The sequence below is a fragment of the Bacillus sp. FSL W7-1354 genome (assembly GCF_038002405.1).
Classification (GTDB): domain Bacteria; phylum Bacillota; class Bacilli; order Bacillales; family Bacillaceae; genus Bacillus; species Bacillus paralicheniformis.
In genome coordinates this window covers 99822-120417 of record NZ_JBBOCL010000001.1, presented here as the reverse complement: position 1 = coordinate 120417, position 20596 = coordinate 99822, and the positions used below count along the sequence as shown (strand labels likewise).

Below are 20596 nucleotides of genomic sequence, written 5' to 3'. Positions count from 1 at the left end.
ACAAAATTACATATAATGGTATGTCTTGTTTTTAAAACATAGAAGGAGGAAGAGCATGACACACCTGACTGCTTCCGCTCGCCTGAAAGTAAACCAGGATACATGGTTTCTCCCTGATCCGAACGGCGGCGCATATTTTAGAAATAATTCCGGGTCGTTTCGCATAAAAGGATCTTCGATTGCTCAATGGATCGAAAAACTTCTGCCGATGTTCAACGGGGAACATTCGCTTGAAGACTTGACAAAAGGGCTGCAGGCTCAGTACCGAAAGAGAGTATATGAAATCGGAGAAATGCTTTATAAAAACGGGTTCGTTCGCGACGTAAGCCGGGATCACCCGCACAAACTGGAAAGCTCAGTGCTTCAAACGTTTGAAGCCCAAATCGAATTTATTGAGAGCTTTGCCGATTCCGGCGCTTACCGCTTTCAGCTGTCGCGTCAAACCAAAATATTGGCTATAGGGGCCGGCTCCTTTCTCACAAAATTGGTCCGGTCGCTGATCGATTCCGGTTTTTCAAGAATCCGTGCGATCGTGACGGATGCATCCGGGCGCGCTTTAGACGAACTGGCAGAAATATCAGGGCAAACCGAAAGCGGACTGGAGATTGGCTGCGCCGAAACGCAACACTGGCGGGAAGCGGTGCGATCTGCCGATTGGGTTCTGTATGTCTCTGACCGCGGCTTCACAGATGAGCTCCGCGATCTTCAAACGTTTTGCCTCGAAGAGAACAAAGGCTTCATACCCGGGATCTGCCTGAAACAAGTCGGACTGGCAGGCCCTGTCTTTCATCAACAAGGAGACGGCTGCCTGAAGGATGCCTGGAGGCGCCTCCATCGGCCTGCGCTCCATGAAGAACGGGCTCTTCGAACTTTTCCTTCGGCAGGGAAAGACATGCTGGCAAACGTTATTGTGTTCGAATTGATGAAAGCAACTGCTGAGATTGCACCATTATCTAAGAAGAATCAAGTGTATCTGATTGATTTGGCAACGCTCGAAGGCGGCTGGCATATGTTTCTTCCGCATCCGGACTTCGCTTGCGGCAAGGATTCGCCTGAACTCATCTGCGACCTTGAAGCGAAACTTTCGGAGCGCCCCGAAAGAGAAGCAGAAAGCAGGTTATTTCAATGTTTCAGTGAACTGACCTCACCTGTAACGGGCATTTTTCATCTGTGGGAAGAGAAACATTTGCGGCAGCTTCCTTTAGCACAATGCTTTGTTCAGACAGCAGACCCGCTCTCTTCCGGACCTGCGGAGCTTTTGCCCAAGACGGTGTCGGTCGGTTTGACCCATCAAGAGGCGCGGCGGGAAGCCGGGCTGACGGGTATTGAAATGTATGCATCAAGGTTGAACCGTTCTTATCCGAGTAACGGGGAGTTGTTCGCGATCGCCGCCGGGGAAACGCTGGCTGAAGGCGTATTAAGGGGATTGGAGAAATGCTTGGAACACCGGTTGCGAGAACGGATCAAAAGCGGAAAAGAAACGATTTCCCTCGTTAAGCTAGGCGGAATGGAAGACCGGCATACCGCATTTTATTTAAAAGCGCTGACAGTCTTGTACGGCAAACCGGAAATCGGTTTAGGAAAAAACATACAAGGCTTCCCTGTCGCATGGGCGGGAATTCGCGGCCGCTGGTACGGAAGTTCTGGACTCAACATCACATTCGCTCTCAGAAAAGCGCTCGAACGGGCGCTGACAGACAAAGACCCTGTGAAAGGCGCGGATGTTTTGCTGGAGTCTAGTGACCTGAAGCTTGCTACCCCCGTTTCCGCTGATTTGCAGCAAACACTGCTTTCCGCCTTGAAAAACAACTGCGGCTTGCAGCTTTATGTCTATGAGCTGCCTGCTGAACCATTTTTCAAAGAAAAACTGGCAGGCATTTACTGCGTGCAGTTGCGAAAGGAGGAATCTTGATGAACCGCTGCATTTTGGTCATTGGCGAAGGATTGATGGCAGAAGACGCATCACAACAATTATCTGCTGAATATAACATTATCCGAAGGTCTGATTTTGAGAACAGCATACCGGAGGAGACTGCGTTCGCTCTTGTGCTGCACGATGCTTGGCGGCCTTTATTATACCGCGAGGCGGAAAAGGTGCTAAGGGCAGCAGAGATTCCGTGGCTTCGCGGGTTTGCATCTTTTGGCGAAGGGGTCATCGGACCGCTCGTTATTCCGTCAGCGTCAGGATGTTCCCAATGCGCCGATATGAGGCGGTATATCTCCGGCCCCGACAGCAGAGAGACCCTTGAACTGGAACAAAAAAGCAATGGCATAAGCCGCGATCCGTGGATTTCAAAGACCGGCTGCCGCCAAATGGTCAGCCTGATCTGCACAGAAGTCGACAACATCATGAACGGCGGGTGCGGCCGGTTGAAAAAAAACCTTTACATCGTCAATTTGAAAACGTTAGAAAGTTCGCTCCACGCTTTCATCCCGGAACCGACATGCCCTATATGCGGCAGTCTGCCTGAAGACGGAGCGGAATCCGCACGGATATCGCTTCGGCCCAGTCTGAAAACGAACCCGGACAGCTTTCGCGTGCGAAACACGGACGATTTAAAACAAACGCTCGCCAAAGACTATCTGGATCATAGAACGGGGATATTCAACGCCAAAATTTATGACGCGATTCTGCCGTTCGCCGATATGATCGTCAATATGCCTTTATGGACGGGAAATGAAGGTGTCGGAGGGCGGAGCCATTCGTATGAAGACAGCGAATTGACCGCCATTTTAGAGGGTTTGGAACGTTATTCCGGAATTGAACCGCGCGGCAAACGGACGATCGTACATGACACCTACGAAAATGTAAAGGATCGTGCGCTCAACCCGGCAAAAGTCGGGCTCCATCAAGCGGAACAATACATGCATCCCGATTTTCCTTTTCAGCCATTTCACCCGGCCCGTCCTCTTCACTGGGTATGGGGCTATTCATTTTTGCAGAAACGGCCGATTCTCATTCCTGAATCGCTCGCCTATTACAGCCTGGGGCGCGAAGACAGCTTCGTCTATGAAACATCGAACGGCTGTGCACTTGGAGGGAGTTTGGAGGAAGCGATTTTCCATGCCATACTAGAAGCCGCTGAGCGCGATTCATTTTTGCTTGCCTGGTACGCCAGGCTCCCACTTCGGCAGCTGGATCTCGGCTCTTCAGAAGATCCGGAATTACGCCTCATGACAGAGAGGGTGCGAAGTGTGGCGGGATATGATCTGCATGTCTTTAATTCAACGATGGAATACGGCATTCCAAGCGTTTGGGCGATCGCCAAAAACAGAAAACGGGAAGGATTGAATCTGATTTGTTCCGCAGGGGCCCACCCCGATCCCGTAAAAGCGGTGAAAAGCGCCCTTCATGAGCTGGCAGGCATGATGTTGAAGCACGACCGCAAATTTGAATCTGAAAGGAGCAAATATCACCAGATGCTCCGCAATCCTGCTTTAGTGCAGGAAATGGAGGATCACAGCTTCATGTACGGACTGCCTGAAGCTGAAGAGCGACTCCGGTTTTTGCTGAATCAAAGCCGGCCTCTGCAAACATTCGACGATGCCTTTAAAAAAAGAAAGAAACACCTTGATTTAACCGAAGATCTCTGCGACCTGCTTGAAGCTTTCCGGAGTCTCAATCTTGAAGTGATTGTCGTTGACCAGACTTCCCCTGTTATCAAACGGAACGGACTTTACTGTGTGAAAGTGCTTATCCCGGGCCTGATTCCGATGACATTCGGACAGCGCTTCATCCGCCTGGAAGGACTTGAGAGAATTTTCACGGTGCCGAAGGAGCTCGGCTTTGCAGAAGAGCCGTTAACACCAGAACAGCTGAACCTGCACCCGCACCCGTTCCCTTAAAATTTAAGAGAATGACTTTTTTTCCCGATTGTTCTGCTTTATGATCATAAAGCAGAACTTTTTAGGCGGTGGATAATATGAAACAGGAATACAAGCGGCCGCTTCTTTTCATTGCTTCCCTTTTCACGGCCTTTTGCACCGTTTATTTCGGCGTCAGACTGATCGGTTTCTATATGACGGAATACCCGAAATGGAACGGACAAAGCGCCGATGGAAATTGGGAGGCCGTGATCAAAAAGATAGAAGGCCGCACGCTATTTGGCGGAGACCTCTATTGGACAGGCGACCGCGGGGAGCTGGACGATATATATTTGGAAAAGTTGGTCGTAAAGTTTGGTGATGAAATCGTTTTGAACTCCCAAGTCGAGACGCCGATGAAAGATTACGCGGGAGGCGAATTCCCCGGCGGAGGGTCAAAAGAACAATCCGTTTCTTTTTTGGAAGAGCTTGAAGAAGCCGAATTCGCCGGCCGCAAGATCACGGTTCAATTGGATTGGAGAGAGGGCAAACAAGCGTCCCATACAGCATTTACGCTTGATAAAAGCTCATGGTAAAAGGCGGAATATCGATTATATTCCGCCCACCTCAATTTTGCTTCGCATCGTCAGCTCTTCCTGCGACCCCAAATCCCGAAATCCGGTCACATCCTTCGGAAGGTTGAGGTTCGGTGCATTCGTCATCCAAGTATATCAACACCAGCTCAGGGAAAAGCTCCGTGGGTCCGGCAGAGAGCGAAGCTGTTATCTGAACAAAGCATTGTGCTAAAGGAAGCTGCGGCAAATGTTTTTCTCCCCACAGCTGAAAAATGCCCGTTACGGGTGAAGTCAGCTCGTTGAAACAATGTAATAACCAGGCAACGTCAGCGACAAGATATCGACAAAATCGGAGATTCCGCTGCTGATTGTAAAATAACGATTTTAAAAGAGGCCGGTCAAATGTCCGGCCTCTCATCATGTTATGATCTTCTTGATTTCCTTAACCTGTTAATAAAGGAGACAATTCCCCAAACAATTAATAGTAAGACTCCTAATACAATGATCACATTTATTATTGAAAAATTGATCAAAGCAATCTCTCCTTCTCTATCATATCATTAGAAAGCATACTTGTTGAAAGAACCTGTTTTTGTAGTAACTGATACATAAGCATTCGTATAGGTATAAACAACTGCAAGAGCACTATATTTAACAGTATTATCCATAGAAACTTTGGATTTTGTTCCCGTAGAAGATTTTCCACTGTTATATACAATGCCAATTGATTTTTTCCCTACCAACCCATAAGCCGAGTGAGTTACCCGTACTTTCAATGCTTTCTTTACTTTAGATGTTCCAGAAGTTATTTTTGCACTCAATTTCCCTCTATAACTATGATTTACAATACCAATTGTACCATAGACTTTCCCAGAGAATTTAACTTTCACTCCATTAGAACTTTTTGAAGTATTGAAAGATTTACTGGCTGTTTGACCTGGATACCATTGAATTGCACTAATTGATATCCCATCATTTAACTCGGAAGGAGTTTCCAGTTGAGAATCCGCATAAAACTTTATAAACTCAGCATCCTGCTCAGAAAAAGCCTGACCAACATCGTATTTTGTATTTATCTTGTAAAATCTAGATGTTATTTCTTCCTGAGTCAAATTTTTATTGACATCATATTGTAGATCGTCTGCGCTTTTAATAGGTTCAGAATAAGCCTCTTCTGGTAATTCCTCTGCAGCAAAAGCATCTTCAATACCGATGAAAGCACTAATAGAGACTAGACAAAGGACCAATAGACTTACAAAAATGTTCTTCATTAAAAAACCTTCTTTCCCCCTTATTTTCATATGTATTGTAACACAAAAGATATCATCAATGTTAAGTTTTTACAATCTTTCCATCTCATTTTAATCAACAGATTTCTTAATAATCTTCCGGATACTTGTCTAATAGTGAGAGTATATATGATTACTTGACTATAAACAATGGTAACAAAGTTTGCTGATGAAATCGTACGGTTCAATTGGATTGGAGAGAGGGCAAACAAGCGTCCCATACAGCATTTACCCTTGATAAAAGCTCATGGTAAAAGGCGGAATATCGATTATATTCCGCCCACCTCAATTTTGCTTCGCATCGTCAGCTCTTCCTGCGGTCCCAAATCCCGAAATCCGGTCACATCCTTCGGAAGGTTGAGGTTCGGTGCATTCGTCATCCAAGTATATGGCTCTATACAAAGCAGGTCATCCTGATCAGATGTACCGTTAAACACAACCCAGTGCTTAAAATGACCGTCGCATTGGTAGCGGACGCGAATGCCGGCGAGGCTGTCCGCAATGACGGCCGCGCTGTTTCCTTCCTGGTCTTGTTCAGCTGCCAATATATCGTCAAGCCTTTCTCCCGCTGCCATTTTTCCCGCTTTGAACTCCTCTGTCACCCGATACTCGCCTGTCGGCAGCATGCGGTCTGTCAGCGTCCATCGCTTTGAGGCAGGAAGAGTAAACAGACACCTTTCTTTATCTCCTGCTTCGTTTAAAGGATAGCGGAAAGATGTGTGGTACCCCAATCCGATCGGCATCGGGTCTTGACCGCGATTGACAGCCGATGCATCGATTTTCAGATGCTGTCCTTCTAACGTGTAAGTGATGGTGATGGAAAACGAGTGCGGAAAGATCGCTTTAATATCGGGATGATCATCAGAGTCCAGCTTCGTCTGCACGATGATCCTCTCTTCTGTTGCCTCCACTTTTTCGACCGTCCATTTTTTATCGTAAAGAAATCCGTGCAGGTGGTTTTCGAGCGGCTTTTCATTGATCGGCAGCTCGTACGTTCTTCCCGCATATGTAAATCTTCCGTGATCGATCCGGTTGGGAGGAAAAAGAACAGGAATTCCGAATAAAAACGGATTCGCGTTATATTCTTCCTTTGTTTCAGGCGTTTTCAACAATTTCAAACCGCTCGGCTTCCACTTCAGTGAAATTAAATTGCTTCCCCACCCGGGCACAAGTACAGCCTCTAAATCATCATTTTCCAACCAGATCGCTTCCTCATCTAAAAACCGGCTTTTCTGAACAGTGTAAGACATTCGCATTTCCCCCTATTTTGGCTAAAGGATCAGTGAAACGTGTATCAAGTACATGCCTATCTCCAATCTATTATATCTTAAAAAAGTCAGCGCTTTCAAAATAGAATGGGCGAACCTTTGAAAAATGTTTGAAATATTTTAATTTAAGTATATAATCTATTTTTCTGTTATAATACGTTTATGCACAAAAGCATCAAAGTATTAAAGAGAGATATTTCTTCTAATGAGGTGTGTGACTTGTCAAACGAAAAACGTCTATCGTTTTCCATATCGGCTCTATTGTTTTTAGCCATATTGTTCATTATTTTCACCTGCTTATTCATATTTAAAGCAGAAGCGCACATACCGCTGTTGATTTGCGTTGGTTTTTTAGCTGCGGTCGGCGCGGTGAAAGGCCATTCCTGGAAAGACCTTGAAAGCGGCATTGTCTCAGGCATCCGGAATGGCGTTCAGCCGATTATCGTCCTTTGTTTAATCGGCATCTTAATCGGAGTCTGGGAGTACAGCGGCGCGATTCCGACGGTAACGGTTTACGCGTTGAATCTGATTGAACCGCAGCACCTGCTGCTCACCGCACTTTTCAGCTGTCTTGTGATCAGTTCATTGGTCGGCTCCAGCTTTACGACGGTCAGCACGATCGGCGTCGCCCTCATCGGCGTGGCCGCGGCGGCCGGCGTTCCACTGACATGGGCGGCGGGAGCTGTGATTTGCGGCGCCTGTTTCGGCGACAAAATGTCTCCGATGTCTGACACGACCAATTTTGCCGCAGGGGTCGGAGAGCTTCCCATTTTCAAGCATATTAGACATATGGCAGGAACGACGATCCCCGCTCTTTTGATCACGATTTTGCTTTTCTTTTTCATGGGCCGTTCTTTAACGGCGGCACCGGCTTCTACCGAAAACATTCAAGCGATCATAAACGGAATAGAAAGTACAGTCAACATCAGCGTCTGGGCGCTTCTGTCGCCTCTTCTTGTGATTGTACTTGCTGTCAGACGAACGCCCGTCATTCCGTCGCTTGCAGCGGGGATCGTTTCCGCCGGAATTCTTGCCGCGTTGATACAGCCTGACGCCAGCATTTCATCGTTTTTGTCAGCGATGCAGAATGGTCCTGTTTTCTCAGCCGACACTGAAGCCGTTGAGAAAATTTTAAACCGCGGCGGCCTTCAATCGATGATGGGCTCTGTTTCCCTGATTATCATCGCATTCGCGCTCGGCGGTCTCATGGAAAAGATCGGCCTGATTACAAGCCTGCTTGAAGGTGTGATCAAGGGCATTCATACGAAAGGCCAGCTTGTGTTCTCAACCGTTTCATCAAGCATCGGCATGAACCTGGCGACAGGCGAACAGTATTTATCGATCTTGATTCCCGGACAGTCCTTTAAAAAGCTGTATGACAAGCTCGGAATCGACCGGAAACATTTGTCGAGATCGCTTGAAGACGGAGGGACATTAATCAATCCGATGATTCCTTGGGGAGTCAGCGGCGCGTTCATGTCCAGCGCGCTCGGCGTTCCCGTTATTGAATATTTGCCGTTTGTGTTTTTCCTATATTTATCGCCGCTCTTTTCAATTTTGTTCGGTTTCCGCAAGTAAAAAAACGCCGTTTCCCCTTGGAAGCGGCGTTTTTCTTTTGTTAAACCGGTTTGGCTGTCTCTGACAAAATGCTGTTTTGCAATGCGGTCTGCACATTTTTGGTGAGCGGTCCGGGCGCTCCGGAGCCGATAGTTTGCCCATCAATCGATGTGACCGGAATGACTTCGGCTGTCGTTGACGTGATGAACACCTCATCTGCATTCAGCAATTCATCCTTTGTCACCGCTTTTTCTTCATAGTTCAAGCCGTGTTGCTCACACAGCTGAAGCACTTTCATCCGCGTGATGCCGTTTAAGATGAGCGTTGTCACAGGATGGGTGTAGATAACGTTTTGCTTGACGACGTAAACATTTGAGGACGTCCCTTCCGTCACCAACCCGTCGCGAATTAAGATCGCTTCGAATGAAGAAGCTTCATGCGCTTTTTGCTTGATCATTACATTGTACAACAGATTTAAACTCTTAATGTCGCATCTCAGCCAGCGCATGTCGTCCGCAGTAATAGCTGTAACGCCGTTTTGCTGTTCTTTTTCAGGCTTTTGAATAGGAAATGTATAAGCCGTCACCTGAGGCGTAAGCCCTGCCCCGTATTGGTGCTTTCTCGGGGCTTTTCCCCTTGTCACTTGAAGATACAGCCCGCCGTCCCGCATTTGATTGATGTCGACGAGCTCTTTCAGCTGGCTTTTCAGCTCGGCTTCTGAAAAAGACAAGTCGATTCCGATTTCGGCTGCGCTTTTATATAAGCGGGCAATGTGTTCATCAAGCGTGAACAAGATTCCATTGTAAATGCGGATGACTTCATAGACGCCGTCTCCAAATTGGTAGCCTCTGTCTTCAATATCAACCGCACACTCGCTCCGTTCCATCAGCCGGCCGTTAAAAAGAACTTTCATTTCTCCATCCCCTTGTTTTTTGTTGACTTCTGAATTTTCTCCATTCCATTCTAACACGACCCTGCCCTTCAAAATAGTGCAATATTTCCAAAAACTTTTCTCCGCCTTCATGATCAAAAAAACAGCATTCCCCATCGTTCAGCATTTTCTATTAAAATTTGATATCTTTTTCCCTTCATCCTGTATTCATCTTCTTTCCAATCCTGTATACTTAAACATTGTGATCCATTATTTTATGAGACTAGCATTCTATAATGGCATTGGAACGAGAAAAATGATACGGAGAGAGTGACATGCGCCAAGTATCAAAAAAAACTGCCCCATCTGTAGCTTATCTGTTGACGAAAGCAGCGTGCTTTTTTGTTTTGTGTCTGATTCTCCTGTACGTGTGGGACCTTTCACAGTCCTCTGCCGCCGCTGAGAAAAAAGAGCTTACGGTGTCGGAAAACAGCCAAATGAGGCATGAAGGAGACAGCGTTCCGCTCAAAAAAGCAACGCAAGGCGAACTTCTCGATCACTTGAGCACAAAACAGCAGATCGAAAAGCGCAAGCAGGAAAAAGAGAAGCAAAAAGCTGCCGCGGAAAAAAAGCAAGAAAAATTGAAGGAAAAAACGGTTTATTTGACGTTTGACGATGGGCCTTCAGCCGTAAGCCAAAGGCTGCTGCAAATTTTATCCGAACATGACGCTAAAGCGACGTTCTTCATGCTCGAACCGAACATGAAGCTTCACAAAAAAGCCGTTCTCAATATGAAGCAGCAGGGCCATGCACTTGGACTTCACGGAGTGACCCATGACCAAAAGCAATTTTATAAAGGCGCCAATTCTCCTCAGCTGGAAATGAAGCAGGCTCAAAAAACGCTGAAGTCTATCACCGGGGTTGAAACCCATTTAATCAGAACGCCTTACGGGAGCAAACCTTCGCTGACCGAAGCGCAGAAAAAAGTGCTGAAAAAGAACGGATTTGTTTATTGGGACTGGAATATTGACAGCATGGACTGGAAATACAGAAGCCAAAAATTCGTTCCGGAAGTCATGAACCAGCTGAATACGCTGGAAAAGCGGCAGACAAAACAGCCGATCGTGATCCTGATGCACGATATTCCTTCAACGGTTCAATCGTTGCCGTTATTGCTGACAAATTTAAAAAACATGGGGTATTCATTTGCAACGCTTGATGAATCGATGACACCCGTTCATGAATAACCCCCCATGCCTGATCCCCTGCTGAAGGGGATTTTTTTATTTCCTCCCGCAAGTGTGATTATCTGACACACTTGTTGCCAAACAAACCGTTTTCTGATTATGATGCAGTTATCTTTATATCATGGGGTGAATAAATGAAAATTGAAGAGCTGCATTCGACTGCCGAATATACCAATCAATTGGCCGAGCTTCTCATCCGGGTCGTCGATGACGGGGCATCGATCGGCTTTCTGCCCCCGCTTGATGAGCAGCTGGCGGAGGCTTATTGGAAAACAGCCGTCACACCGGATTCGGTGCTATGGATTGCCAAACAAAACGGCCGGATCGCAGGAAGTGTTCAATTGCACTTATGCACAAAACAAAACGGCCGCCACAGAGCGGAAATCTGCAAGTTAATGACAGATCCCGCCTTCAGGCGGCAGGGCGTCGCCAGATCATTAATGGAAAAAGCGATCGACAGGGCGAAACAAGAAGGCAGATCTCTTCTCGTGCTGGATACAAGGGAAAAAGACCCGTCCAACCTTCTTTACGCTTCGCTCGGCTTTGCCGAAGCCGGCCGCATTCCCGCATACGCGGAATCTGCAGACGGCAGCTTCGATACATCCGTTTTTTATTATAAAAAATTGTGATGAAGCTCAGAAAAAGGCGCTCCGGTCTGGAGCGCCTCAGCTTGTCGACAAAGCCACAAAAAGTGGCTTGATCGACAAGCTTTTTTTGTTAAAATGTGAGTGAAATCTAGTTTTTGGAGGTTTTTCCATGTTGTCTAAGCACTCTAAAGATCAGCGCGAACAGCTTGAAGTCTTTGCCTTAAGTGAACTTGTCCCGGAAGACCATCTGGTCAGGAAAATAGAAGAAGCCATGGACTTTTCTTTTATTTATGAAAAAGTTGCTCCCCTTTATTCTTCAAAAGGGCGCCCAAGCATTGATCCCGTTGTATTGATCAAAATGGTTCTGATTCAGTACGTGTTTGGCCACCGCTCGATGCGCGAAACCATTAAACGGATCGAAACCGATGTCGCTTATCGCTGGTTTATTGGATATGGATTTTCTGAAAAAATCCCTCATTTTTCAACCTTCAGTAAAAACTATGAGCGCCGTTTTCATGATACGGACCTATTTGAAACAATCTTCTATAAAATCTTGCGTCAGGCCATGGATCTCGGTCTTGTCGACCCGGCGGTCGCCTTTATCGATGGAACCCATGTCAAAGCCAATGCGAATAAGAAAAAGTTTGTGAAGAAGATTGTGAGAAAAGAAACAAGAGCTTATCAGGAACAATTAGATCGAGAAATTAATGCCGATCGCGAAGCCAACGGCAAAAAGCCCTTAAAGCCCAGGCAATGCTTAGAAGAACGAGAAATAAAAGAAAGTACGACAGATCCTGAGAGCGGTTATTTTGTAAAAGGTGAACGGGAACGTCTTTTTGCTTATGGTTTTCATACAGCTTGTGACCGGAATGGATTTGTGCTGGGGACGGTTGTTGAGCCTGCCAATATTCATGACAGCCAAGTGTTCACGACCCTGTTTCAACAGGTGAAAGAGCACGTCGCCAAGCCTCATACGGTCGCAGTTGATGCCGGATATAAAACGCCGTTTATCGCAAAATTTCTAAGTGATCAAAATGTCCATCCCGTCATGCCCTACACCCGACCACAAACTAAAAAAGGGTTCATGAGAAAACATGAATATGTATACGATGAATATTACGATGCTTATATTTGCCCTGACGATCATGTTCTGACATATCGCACAACCAACCGTGAAGGCTATCGGATTTATGCATCAGATCCAAACCGATGTGAACACTGTTCTTTTTTGAAGCAATGTACGGAAAGTCGAAATCATCGAAAGATGATTCACAGGCATCTCTGGCAGGATCATTTGGATGAAGCCGACCATCTTCGCCACACGGATGAGAATAGGCGAATCTACGCCAAACGCAAAGAAACGATCGAACGGGTTTTTGCGGATTTAAAACACAAGCATGGCCTGCGCTGGACAACCCTACGGGGTAAGAAAAAATTGTCCATGCAGGCGATGCTTGTTTTCGCTGCCATGAATCTCAAAAAGCTGGCGAATTGGACTTGGAAAAGTCCAATTCGCCAGCATTCTCATCGAAAAAACAGAATAAATTGGACAAAAATAGGTCGGATTATAAAAATCCGACCTATTTTGTCAACAGTCTGAGGCGCTCCGGTCTGGAGCGCCTTTTTAACAGTTAAGCTTCCGAACAAACTCGGCGATTTTTTGATGGATGACAATATCAAATAAATGATCGTAAGGTGTCTTATCGAGATTGATCATCGCTTTCTTCAAGCCTGGGATCAAGTGCGCTTCTTCAGGAACAAACCTGACAGGCGCCACTTCAAGTGAAGTGCCGATCACCAAAAGCAGGTCGGATTCGTTGAGGACTTCAAAAAGCGTGTCAAAATGCTGAACGGCATCGCCGAACAGCACGACATCCGTTTTTAATATGAATCCGCATTCTCTCCCCTTGCCATTGACGCGATGGCATCTTGGCACTTCTTCTTGAAGAATGTGGTCAAGACCATAGCGCGCCCCGCATTTTGGGCATGCGGCTGTTTGGATCGAACCGTGCAGTTCATATACATGCCGGCTTCCCGCCTTGAGATGCAGTCCGTCGATATTTTGCGTGAATACCTTGACATCCTTACCGCTTTTCTCGAGATCGGCTAAATAAAGGTGCCCGTCATTCGGCTGATAAGTTCCGGTCATTTTCATTTGAAAAAGCTCTTTAAACTTCGGCCAAAACAATTTTGGATATCGTTCGTAATAATCACGACTCATCGCTTCCATTCTCGACAGATCTTCCGTCCATATGCCGCCGGCTGAACGAAAATCGGGAATACCTGATTCCGTGCTCATACCGGCGCCTGTCAAAACGGTAATGCGCTCGGCATTTTCGATCATCTCCACAAATCTCAGGGCTTTTTCCTCCATTTGGCTTGTCTCCCTTCCAAAAGCGTTACCTAAGCATCTCCTTGCTGATCTTTCATTTTCTTCAACTCAAAGAGGCTGTGACCCGGAGAAACAAAATCAACCTGCTCCTCTTTCATAATATCAAGAATGCGGTAGTTGACATCCTGTCTGACGTCCAAGTTTTCGGCCCAGACCGTCGTATTGGTATAGTAATTGAAGAAGATGCTTAAATGCGTATCCTTCAGGACGTCAAAATTGACCATAATGACATCCGGGTTGACCCCTTCGTGCGACTTGAGCATTTCTTTGAAACGCTCCACACATCGTTCGACTTTCTCGCGCGGGGTGGACGGATCGATTTCGAGCGTAAAGGTGACCTGACGCTTTCGCATTTTCGTCCAGTTCATGATCGCTTCGTTAGCCAGCACCGAGTTGGGGACGGTCACGAGAGCTTCTCCGGCCGTGCGGACTTTCGTGCTTCTGAACGATATATCTTCAACAGATCCGGTGACGATATTTGTTTCAATCCAATCGCCGATTGTAAAGGGCTTCTCCATAATAATGACAATTCCGCCGAAAAAGTTGCCGACAGTGTCTTTTGCCGCAAGAGCAAAAGCGAAGCCGCCGAGCCCGAGTCCGGCAACAAATCCGTTGACATCATAATTGAACTCTCCGGCGATAACGCTGATTCCGAGCGCTACAATGATAAAGCGGAGAATCTTGGACAAAAACGGCGCAAGAATATCATCCATATCAAGCTCAAGCCGCTTATTGATTTTATCGAATAAAACCGACGAAGCCGCCGTTAAGTTGTATAGCCCGCTTACAATAACCAAAATCACGGACACTCTGTACAGTTTATGAACGATCGCCATATGCCCATCAAAAAACGGGGAATATATGATGGCCAGATAAATACCGAGTATCGCAAAAAACCACCGGGCCGGCTTTTCAAAGGCCAGCACCACCTGATTGAAAAAGTCTGTTTTCGTCTTATTCGTCAATTTCAGTATTAAGTTGAACAAGTACTTCGTAAATATTTTTCGAAACACGAAAAATAAAAGAAGGATACCGATGCTGATTCCGATATCGACAGCGAAATCCATTGTCATATACTTTTCGAACATTGCTTTCTCTCCCTTATTTCACTCATCAAGCTTTAATTATACTAAAACGAGAAAAAAATTTCTCATTTTATTGTGCACCAAAAATAACCGTCGACACACATAAAAGGCTGCCGAACACTTCGGCAGCCTGATGATCATCATATTTTATTGTTCCAGAGACAACGTGATTCGGGCCAACACCGTTATTTCTTCTTCTGAGACTGTGTTTGATCAAGGAGAGTCGCTTTAAACATTTCAGCATCGGTTTCGATCTTAATCCGTTCTTCCACTTTAATTCTCCCTTTACCCATCATCTCGCCTCCTTTTGTCCATTATAAAATATCAGAATCTTTAGTAAATGATCCTTTTGTACCATTTTGCCGAAATTTGTCGCTTGTCTCTTCTCCCTGCCCTTTGTCCGCTTCAGTCAAATGATTTACTTGCATCGTCAAAATCGGGTATCCTTGTGATGGAAAGATTTTATCAAGAGGAGCTGACATGCTTGCATATTATCGCACATCGCGGAGCCTCGGCTTACGCCCCTGAAAATACGTTTGCCGCTTTTGAAAAAGCGGTGGAGCTCGGGGCTGATTTTATCGAACTCGATGTACAGCTGACAAAAGACGGCAGACTTGCCGTCATCCACGATGACAAAGTTGACAGAACGACAAACGGTACCGGGTTCGTTCGCGAGTATACGATGAATGAGCTCGAAAAGCTTGATGCGGGAAGCTGGTTCAGCCCGGAATTTCAGGACGAAAAAATCCCTTCACTTGAAGCTGTTCTAGGGAAATATCACAACAAGACGGGCCTTCTCATCGAAATCAAGTCGTCCAAAACCCAGCCCGGAATCGAAAAAGCGGCCGGACAACTGATCAGCCGGTTCGGCCATTCGATGAACACGATTGTCCAGTCGTTTGACGCAGGCGCCATGAGGGCGCTTCATCACATGTATCCTTCGATTCCGACCGCCGTTTTGATCAGGCCGCGATTCGGAATGCTGCCGCGCGCCCGGCTGCGGCAAATCGCGGAGTTTGCCCGGTACGTCAGCCTGAAAGCTACGATGGTCAGCCCTTTTCTGATCAAATCGATTCACAGCTGTGATTTGAAGGCGCTGGCCTGGACGGTCAACGGGAAGAAAACGGGACGCCGCCTGAAAAGCTGGAAAATCGACGGGATCATTACCGACTACCCGGATTATTTTTGAGAAAGAAGGAAGAGTATGAAATCATCTGTTGCCGTTTTTATCGGAGGAGCCCTCGGCTCGCTGCTGCGCTACTTCGTCAATCTGCATGGCGGCACCGCCGGTTTTCCTTGGCCGACTTTTATTGAAAATGCGTCTGGAAGCCTTCTCCTCGGCCTTTTGACAGGTTTTTTTGCGGCTCGGGCAAAAAAGCCGCTCGTCCAGTTATGTTTAGGAACGGGGTTTTGCGGAGGATATACGACAATGTCCGCTTTTTCTAAAGAGACCGTATTTTTGCTGCAATCGGCCGCTCCGCACATCGGGGTTCTGTACTTGATCGTGTCGCTTGCCTGCGGGGTGTGCTCCGCATTTTTGGGCATCATGATCGGCAAAAGGATGAGCGGATCGTCAGGGAAAGAAAAGGAGCGGTATCAATCATGATGGCAGTTGGATTTATGATCGCCGGAGGATTCGGCTCCGTTTTAAGATTTTGGCTCGGCAATATGCTCATGGCGATGTTTCCGCGCCCGCGCATTCCTGTCAGCGTGATGGTGGTCAATATTGTCGGCTCATTCGCCCTCGGCATATTCGTCAGCCTCGGCATTGACAATCAAACGGTCTCTATCTTGGTCGGAACTGGATTTTTCGGAGGCTTCACAACATTTTCCACATTCAGCGTCGAAGCGGTTCAGCTTTTGGCTGCAAAACGTGTAAAGGATTCAGCGGTTTACATGCTGCTTACAATGGCATGCTCACTCGGGGGGTTCTGGGCCGGCAGCATGCTGATTTTGTGAAGATGATGAAACAATGATGCTCGTTCGGCTATGAACAGGCGCTTGCACATGTACTTCCGGTTGTCATTTTTCTTGCGCCCGCCGTCGCAAAAGCTGTGCCCTGATTTGAATGGCATTGTTCAGAAAGGAACACCACGGACAACTAAAAAAGATACAAACACATTAAAGAATCCATTTTGAATGCTTCAAAATGGATTCTTCCCTTTTTATCCTTTTTCAATGGCCGCTGTTTGAAAGCTGTCCCAATTCGCAGAAATAACGTTCAAAACATCGTCTTTTTCTTGGTAAGCTCCAATTTGTCCCCCGTCCATCGTCACTTTATACAGGGGAAACTCATTGTGTGTCAGACCGAGGCAGAGTGCGATGCCGGCTGCATGTCCCCGCGCCGTCTGTTCGATCCAAGCGGCGCTTTTCATTTTTGCCGAATCTTCGGGATGATCGATAAAGCCGTTCTCCGTCAATATGGCGTGCATCGCTGTTTCCCGAAGAACATGAAAGTTCGCCTTCTTCATTCCCCTGTCCCTGAGTCCGTTCTGCTTGATCACTTCGCCGTGAATGATCCGTTGATAAAGAGCAGTAACCGACTCATCGGTCAAGCCGCTGTAGATATAATCTTCATACCCGTACGCCGTACCGTCAAAAGCGTTTGTATGAATGGAGACAAATAAATCGGCCCCCCACGAATTGGCATCATCTGTGCGCTCCTGAAGCGTGACCGTTTTGTCTGTTGTTCTGCTCAGCCTCGTCTCTGCGTTATCATACTCTTTTAATAGAATGTCATTCATTTTGAGAGCAATCGCAAGCGTCACGTCCTTTTCCTGCAAACCGTTTCCCGATGCTCCCGGATCACTTCCGCCGTGTCCCGGATCCAAATAAATCTTCATGTTCAATCTCCTCCTTTGATAATGGTTTCAAGACGTTTTTTGAGCCGGAGTAAAATCCAACTGATGACAAGCCAAGCCAAGTTCCGATCATCATATCTTCCTTCCAGTCCCCTGCAGTAAACAAGAGAGAAATCGAGATGCCGAAGACAATTGCACAGATGGGGAGAAATCGTTTCTGAATGCCGACAAGCTTTACCGTATGCACCAATCCCGTAATCAGCGGAACGAGCGCAATTTCAGAAAAATCCATGTTCTTCCTCTCCTTTCCTGAAGCGTTTGTCTCAAAAAATGACCGGCATTACATGTGTCAAACCTCCCCGCTGTTTAAAGCTTGTCTTTATCATAAAAGAAAAGCTGCCCTCTCCCGTGTCATCATCGCGTCAAGAACCTGAAAAAAAACTGAAGCGGCGCAGAAAAGAAGGGCTTGTTTGAGACAAGCCCTCGCATCCGTTAAATATTCGTGATCGCCGCCAAGCTGACAAGCAGTTTGTCCAGCAGCGATTTCTTCATTAAAAACAGCGTTTTTTCGCTGTAGCCGATTTCCATCGCGCATTTTCCCATGCTCCAATTATGAATATACCGGCATTCCACCAACTTCCGCTCGAGCTCATCCAATTCGGAGACAGCCGTTTCCATCGAATCAAGCAAAAATTGATAGAGCCTTTTTTCCGCGTCGATCTGATATTCAGCGTTTCTTTCTTTGACGGTGAGCCCGTTCTTTTGCTCCTTCTCCATCCTCCTTTCTAAATTGAGCACGGCGGCTTTGTAATTTTTCCAATTCCGCAAATGAAATTCGATCCGCTTAATATACGTTTTCCTCTCTTCCTCCGAAATGATTTCGTACCACAGCAAATCAATCACCTCTCAAACAGAACGTTTGTTCCCATTATATACGAACAAAAGTTCCTGTTCAAATGACTTTTTTCTTAAAATCAAAAATCACCTTGAGCTATTTTTCGCTCAAGGTGACTTCGTTAACGACGACCGGATTTGCCGGTGCCAGCTCTACATGTTCTGTTGTTTGTTCCCGCTTAACTTCGACGTGCTTAATCAGACGCCCTTCCATTTCGAGAACCGTTATCGTATAGGAGCCGATATGCACCGCCTGGCCTTCCGCGATATCTATGTTTTCTTTCAGCACAAGTCCGCCGACTGTTTCGACTTCCTCTTCCTCGAGATCGTCTTCAAACAGCTCATTGACCTGATCGATTCTCACTTTGCCGTCCATGATGTATTCATGATCGGAGACTTTTTCGATAAGCGGTTTTTCGTCTTCATCGAATTCGTCCCTGATTTCCCCGACGATTTCTTCAAGAATATCCTCGGCCGTCACAAGACCAGATGTCCCGCCGTACTCATCCGTTAAGATCGCCATGTGAATCCGCTCCCGCTGCATTTTGATCAGCAGCTTTTGAACAGGCACGGTTTCAATGACTTCAATAACCGGACGGACATAGGCTTCAAGGGACAATCGCTTTTTCTCAGCCTCTGACATCATGAGCATATCCGTAAACAGCTGTTTCGTATTGATCATGCCGATGACATGATCCTTATCGCCTTTATAGACAGGCCAGCGCGTATACTTTTCCTGCAGCATGACCGAAATGGCCTCATCGATCGGCATATCCACCGGGACAGAGGCGATTTCAGTGCGCGGCACCATAATTTCTTTGGCGATCCGATTGTCGAATTCAAAGATTTTATTAACGTATCTATATTCAGACGGATTGATTTCTCCGCTTTTGTAGCTTTCTGATAACAGGATTCGCAGCTCTTCCTCCGAATGGGATTCATCCTTTTCCGAAGCAGGCTTCAAACCGAATAACCCGGTCAGCACTCTGGCTGAGGCATTCAGCGTCCAAATGAACGGGAACATCACAACATTGAAAAAGTGCAGAGGTCCCGCCAGCCACAGTGTCATCTGTTCGGCTTTTTGAATCGCGATGGTTTTTGGGGCAAGTTCTCCAACCACGACGTTCAGGAATGTAATCACTAAAAATGCAATGGCAACTGAAAGAGCGTGCGATACAGCGCCAGAAACATGCAAGCTTTCAAAGACCGGATGCAGCACCTTTTTAACCGTAGGCTCCCCCATCCAGCCGAGTCCGAGTGCTGTAATCGTAATGCCGAGCTGGCAAGCTGAAAGGTATTCATCCAAATCCGACACCACTTGTTTTGCGCGAACCGCCTTTTTGTTTCCTTCAGCAATCAGCTGATCAATGCGGGAGCTTCTGACTCTGACAATCGCAAATTCCGATGCCACGAAAAAAGCGGTTAATGCAATCAGAATCCCGATGATTATCAGACTAACAATATCGTCCATTTAACCTTATCCTTCACAAAGGACAAGGAGTCACCTCCTGATGAATTCAAATTCCCTTAATAAGGCTGATGTGCGTTCTGTAAAAATGACTATGCAGAGGGCCCCATCTAACCACCTCCAAGCCAAATATATACTATTATCTTACTTTATTAAAAAAGAGTCAGTCAAATGTCTAAACTTTAAATCTAACAATATTTTCTCGAATATTTAGATAAATAAAGGTTTTCGCATCAATTTTACGCCTTTTTTTGATCAATTAACTTGTATAAACAGCTTCTAATATATTAAAATGTTTTATAACTATAACGTGATGGTTGAGGAGGGATGCAGATGGGGCAGAGAAATATCGCATTGGCGAATTAGCAGCTGCTGCAGGCGTAACAAAACGGACTGTCGATTATTATACGAATCTCGGGCTGTTAACGCCTGACAGATCATGTTCAAACTACCGTTATTACGATGAAGCCGCTCTCAAACGGCTGAAGTTTATTATGGACTGCAAGCAGCAGAGATTGGCCCTGTCCGACATTAAAGTAAGGCTGGAAAACCAGTTTCCCTCTTCAACTGTGAATGATGATGAAATTGGAAGCCTGACAACGGAAATTGATCATGTCAATGACAATATTTCCGTGCTCATAAACAGATGGAAACGGCTGAATCCCGATGAACGGAAGATTCTGAAAAGCCGGCTTTCTCCTGAAAAAATGACGGTCATCCAGTCCTTTTTACTGCTGCTTTAGTTAATCTTTTACTAA

22 protein-coding genes are annotated in these 20596 nt (G+C 46.3%); 12 read left to right on the top strand and 10 right to left on the bottom strand.

Annotated features, from left to right (window positions below):
* Positions 1 to 55 precede the first annotated feature (55 nt).
* From MKZ04_RS00680 to MKZ04_RS00670, 3 genes are all read left to right on the top strand, one after another.
* Positions 56 to 1912: a putative thiazole-containing bacteriocin maturation protein gene (locus MKZ04_RS00680; RefSeq protein ID WP_328031183.1), complete on the top strand. Its 1857-nt coding sequence runs from the start codon at positions 56 to 58 to the stop codon at positions 1910 to 1912.
* The gene (locus MKZ04_RS00675) at positions 1912 to 3846 is read left to right on the top strand and encodes a TOMM precursor leader peptide-binding protein (protein WP_039072574.1); all 1935 of its coding nucleotides are present in this window, start codon (positions 1912 to 1914) and stop codon (positions 3844 to 3846) included. Before MKZ04_RS00680 ends, MKZ04_RS00675 begins: the two co-directional genes overlap by 1 nt.
* Positions 3847 to 3923: 77 nt before the next feature.
* Positions 3924 to 4400, top strand: a complete 477-nt coding sequence (locus tag MKZ04_RS00670; RefSeq protein ID WP_341045050.1) for a DUF4944 domain-containing protein — start codon at positions 3924 to 3926, stop codon at positions 4398 to 4400.
* 539 nt (positions 4401 to 4939) lie between these two features.
* On the opposite strand, the gene MKZ04_RS00665 is transcribed toward MKZ04_RS00670, so the two are convergent.
* Positions 4940 to 5650, bottom strand: a complete 711-nt coding sequence (locus tag MKZ04_RS00665; RefSeq protein ID WP_025811786.1) for a hypothetical protein — start codon at positions 5648 to 5650, stop codon at positions 4940 to 4942.
* Positions 5651 to 5856: 206 nt separating this feature from the next.
* Between MKZ04_RS00665 and MKZ04_RS00660 the strand changes: the two genes are divergently transcribed.
* On the top strand, positions 5857 to 5922 hold the full coding sequence (locus tag MKZ04_RS00660) for a hypothetical protein (protein ID WP_075213189.1): 66 nt from the start codon (positions 5857 to 5859) through the stop codon (positions 5920 to 5922).
* Between the two features lie 15 nt (positions 5923 to 5937).
* Here MKZ04_RS00660 and MKZ04_RS00655 read toward each other — a convergent pair whose 3' ends face one another.
* Positions 5938 to 6918: an aldose 1-epimerase gene (locus MKZ04_RS00655; RefSeq protein WP_043054255.1), complete on the bottom strand. Its 981-nt coding sequence runs from the start codon at positions 6916 to 6918 to the stop codon at positions 5938 to 5940.
* A 237-nt stretch (positions 6919 to 7155) separates the two neighbouring features.
* Here MKZ04_RS00655 and nhaC point away from each other — a divergent pair, with 237 nt between their 5' ends.
* Positions 7156 to 8514 carry a Na+/H+ antiporter NhaC gene (gene nhaC / locus MKZ04_RS00650; RefSeq protein WP_341045048.1) on the top strand — a complete coding sequence of 453 codons (1359 nt, stop codon included), beginning with the start codon at positions 7156 to 7158 and terminating at the stop codon, positions 8512 to 8514.
* 40 nt (positions 8515 to 8554) lie between these two features.
* On the opposite strand, the gene dat is transcribed toward nhaC, so the two are convergent.
* Positions 8555 to 9406 carry a D-amino-acid transaminase gene (gene dat / locus MKZ04_RS00645; RefSeq protein WP_341045046.1) on the bottom strand — a complete coding sequence of 284 codons (852 nt, stop codon included), beginning with the start codon at positions 9404 to 9406 and terminating at the stop codon, positions 8555 to 8557.
* Between the two features lie 293 nt (positions 9407 to 9699).
* Between dat and MKZ04_RS00640 the strand changes: the two genes are divergently transcribed.
* The 3 genes from MKZ04_RS00640 (at position 9700) to MKZ04_RS00630 (ending at position 12798) form a co-directional block, all read left to right on the top strand.
* Entirely contained in the window at positions 9700 to 10611 is a 912-nt protein-coding gene (locus MKZ04_RS00640) for a polysaccharide deacetylase family protein (RefSeq protein WP_023856532.1), read from the top strand.
* Positions 10612 to 10745: 134 nt separating this feature from the next.
* Complete coding sequence (locus MKZ04_RS00635) at positions 10746 to 11240, top strand: GNAT family N-acetyltransferase (RefSeq protein WP_025811792.1); 495 nt, start codon at positions 10746 to 10748, stop codon at positions 11238 to 11240.
* Positions 11241 to 11367: 127 nt separating this feature from the next.
* Complete coding sequence (locus tag MKZ04_RS00630) at positions 11368 to 12798, top strand: IS1182 family transposase (protein ID WP_341045044.1); 1431 nt, start codon at positions 11368 to 11370, stop codon at positions 12796 to 12798.
* A 24-nt stretch (positions 12799 to 12822) separates the two neighbouring features.
* On the opposite strand, the gene MKZ04_RS00625 is transcribed toward MKZ04_RS00630, so the two are convergent.
* The 3 genes from MKZ04_RS00625 to MKZ04_RS00615 all read right to left on the bottom strand — a co-directional run bounded on the left by MKZ04_RS00625 (position 12823) and on the right by MKZ04_RS00615 (position 14968).
* Positions 12823 to 13572 carry an NAD-dependent protein deacylase gene (locus tag MKZ04_RS00625; RefSeq protein WP_023856530.1) on the bottom strand — a complete coding sequence of 250 codons (750 nt, stop codon included), beginning with the start codon at positions 13570 to 13572 and terminating at the stop codon, positions 12823 to 12825.
* Positions 13573 to 13601: 29 nt separating this feature from the next.
* The gene (locus MKZ04_RS00620; RefSeq protein WP_341045042.1) at positions 13602 to 14678 is read right to left on the bottom strand and encodes a mechanosensitive ion channel family protein; all 1077 of its coding nucleotides are present in this window, start codon (positions 14676 to 14678) and stop codon (positions 13602 to 13604) included.
* Positions 14679 to 14860: 182 nt separating this feature from the next.
* Positions 14861 to 14968, bottom strand: a complete 108-nt coding sequence (locus MKZ04_RS00615; RefSeq protein WP_003180159.1) for a YhdX family protein — start codon at positions 14966 to 14968, stop codon at positions 14861 to 14863.
* Positions 14969 to 15159: 191 nt separating this feature from the next.
* Between MKZ04_RS00615 and MKZ04_RS00610 the strand changes: the two genes are divergently transcribed.
* Genes MKZ04_RS00610 through crcB form a run of 3 tightly spaced genes read left to right on the top strand, consistent with a single transcriptional unit; the run spans position 15160 to position 16634 of the window.
* Positions 15160 to 15864, top strand: a complete 705-nt coding sequence (locus MKZ04_RS00610) for a glycerophosphodiester phosphodiesterase (RefSeq protein ID WP_326251201.1) — start codon at positions 15160 to 15162, stop codon at positions 15862 to 15864.
* Positions 15865 to 15879: 15 nt separating this feature from the next.
* Positions 15880 to 16281 (top strand): fluoride efflux transporter FluC, encoded by a 402-nt coding sequence (locus MKZ04_RS00605; protein WP_146873862.1) that lies wholly within the window; start codon positions 15880 to 15882, stop codon positions 16279 to 16281.
* On the top strand, positions 16278 to 16634 hold the full coding sequence (gene crcB, locus MKZ04_RS00600; protein WP_039072566.1) for a fluoride efflux transporter CrcB: 357 nt from the start codon (positions 16278 to 16280) through the stop codon (positions 16632 to 16634). Before MKZ04_RS00605 ends, crcB begins: the two co-directional genes overlap by 4 nt.
* 206 nt (positions 16635 to 16840) lie before the next feature.
* On the opposite strand, the gene MKZ04_RS00595 is transcribed toward crcB, so the two are convergent.
* From MKZ04_RS00595 to MKZ04_RS00580, 4 genes are all read right to left on the bottom strand, one after another.
* The gene (locus tag MKZ04_RS00595; protein ID WP_009328972.1) at positions 16841 to 17518 is read right to left on the bottom strand and encodes an N-acetylmuramoyl-L-alanine amidase family protein; all 678 of its coding nucleotides are present in this window, start codon (positions 17516 to 17518) and stop codon (positions 16841 to 16843) included.
* A complete protein-coding gene (locus tag MKZ04_RS00590) occupies positions 17481 to 17768 on the bottom strand; it encodes a hypothetical protein (protein WP_003180149.1) in 288 nt (95 codons plus the stop codon). Before MKZ04_RS00590 ends, MKZ04_RS00595 begins: the two co-directional genes overlap by 38 nt.
* A gap of 200 nt (positions 17769 to 17968) precedes the next feature.
* Positions 17969 to 18370, bottom strand: a complete 402-nt coding sequence (locus MKZ04_RS00585) for a hypothetical protein (RefSeq protein ID WP_003180147.1) — start codon at positions 18368 to 18370, stop codon at positions 17969 to 17971.
* A gap of 97 nt (positions 18371 to 18467) precedes the next feature.
* Entirely contained in the window at positions 18468 to 19841 is a 1374-nt protein-coding gene (locus tag MKZ04_RS00580) for a hemolysin family protein (RefSeq protein WP_003180145.1), read from the bottom strand.
* 314 nt (positions 19842 to 20155) lie between these two features.
* Here MKZ04_RS00580 and MKZ04_RS00575 point away from each other — a divergent pair, with 314 nt between their 5' ends.
* Positions 20156 to 20581, top strand: a complete 426-nt coding sequence (locus tag MKZ04_RS00575; RefSeq protein ID WP_341045035.1) for a MerR family transcriptional regulator — start codon at positions 20156 to 20158, stop codon at positions 20579 to 20581.
* Positions 20582 to 20596: the final 15 nt, after the last annotated feature.

Excerpts from the sequence above, each read along its gene's own strand:
- MKZ04_RS00580 (WP_003180145.1), bottom strand. The coding sequence starts at position 19,841 with ATGGACGATATTGTTAGTCTGATAATCATCGGGATTCTGATTGCATTA.
- MKZ04_RS00625 (WP_023856530.1), bottom strand. The coding sequence starts at position 13,572 with ATGGAGGAAAAAGCCCTGAGATTTGTGGAGATGATCGAAAATGCCGAG.
- MKZ04_RS00665 (WP_025811786.1), bottom strand. The coding sequence starts at position 5,650 with ATGAAGAACATTTTTGTAAGTCTATTGGTCCTTTGTCTAGTCTCTATT.
- MKZ04_RS00655 (WP_043054255.1), bottom strand. The coding sequence starts at position 6,918 with ATGTCTTACACTGTTCAGAAAAGCCGGTTTTTAGATGAGGAAGCGATC.
- MKZ04_RS00595 (WP_009328972.1), bottom strand. The coding sequence starts at position 17,518 with ATGAAGATTTATTTGGATCCGGGACACGGCGGAAGTGATCCGGGAGCA.
- MKZ04_RS00640 (WP_023856532.1), top strand. The coding sequence starts at position 9,700 with ATGCGCCAAGTATCAAAAAAAACTGCCCCATCTGTAGCTTATCTGTTG.
- MKZ04_RS00675 (WP_039072574.1), top strand. The coding sequence starts at position 1,912 with ATGAACCGCTGCATTTTGGTCATTGGCGAAGGATTGATGGCAGAAGAC.
- MKZ04_RS00670 (WP_341045050.1), top strand. The coding sequence starts at position 3,924 with ATGAAACAGGAATACAAGCGGCCGCTTCTTTTCATTGCTTCCCTTTTC.
- MKZ04_RS00590 (WP_003180149.1), bottom strand. The coding sequence starts at position 17,768 with ATGGATTTTTCTGAAATTGCGCTCGTTCCGCTGATTACGGGATTGGTG.
- MKZ04_RS00615 (WP_003180159.1), bottom strand. The coding sequence starts at position 14,968 with ATGGGTAAAGGGAGAATTAAAGTGGAAGAACGGATTAAGATCGAAACC.
- MKZ04_RS00635 (WP_025811792.1), top strand. The coding sequence starts at position 10,746 with ATGAAAATTGAAGAGCTGCATTCGACTGCCGAATATACCAATCAATTG.
- MKZ04_RS00680 (WP_328031183.1), top strand. The coding sequence starts at position 56 with ATGACACACCTGACTGCTTCCGCTCGCCTGAAAGTAAACCAGGATACA.
- MKZ04_RS00630 (WP_341045044.1), top strand. The coding sequence starts at position 11,368 with ATGTTGTCTAAGCACTCTAAAGATCAGCGCGAACAGCTTGAAGTCTTT.
- dat (WP_341045046.1), bottom strand. The coding sequence starts at position 9,406 with ATGAAAGTTCTTTTTAACGGCCGGCTGATGGAACGGAGCGAGTGTGCG.
- MKZ04_RS00605 (WP_146873862.1), top strand. The coding sequence starts at position 15,880 with ATGAAATCATCTGTTGCCGTTTTTATCGGAGGAGCCCTCGGCTCGCTG.
- crcB (WP_039072566.1), top strand. The coding sequence starts at position 16,278 with ATGATGGCAGTTGGATTTATGATCGCCGGAGGATTCGGCTCCGTTTTA.
- MKZ04_RS00620 (WP_341045042.1), bottom strand. The coding sequence starts at position 14,678 with ATGTTCGAAAAGTATATGACAATGGATTTCGCTGTCGATATCGGAATC.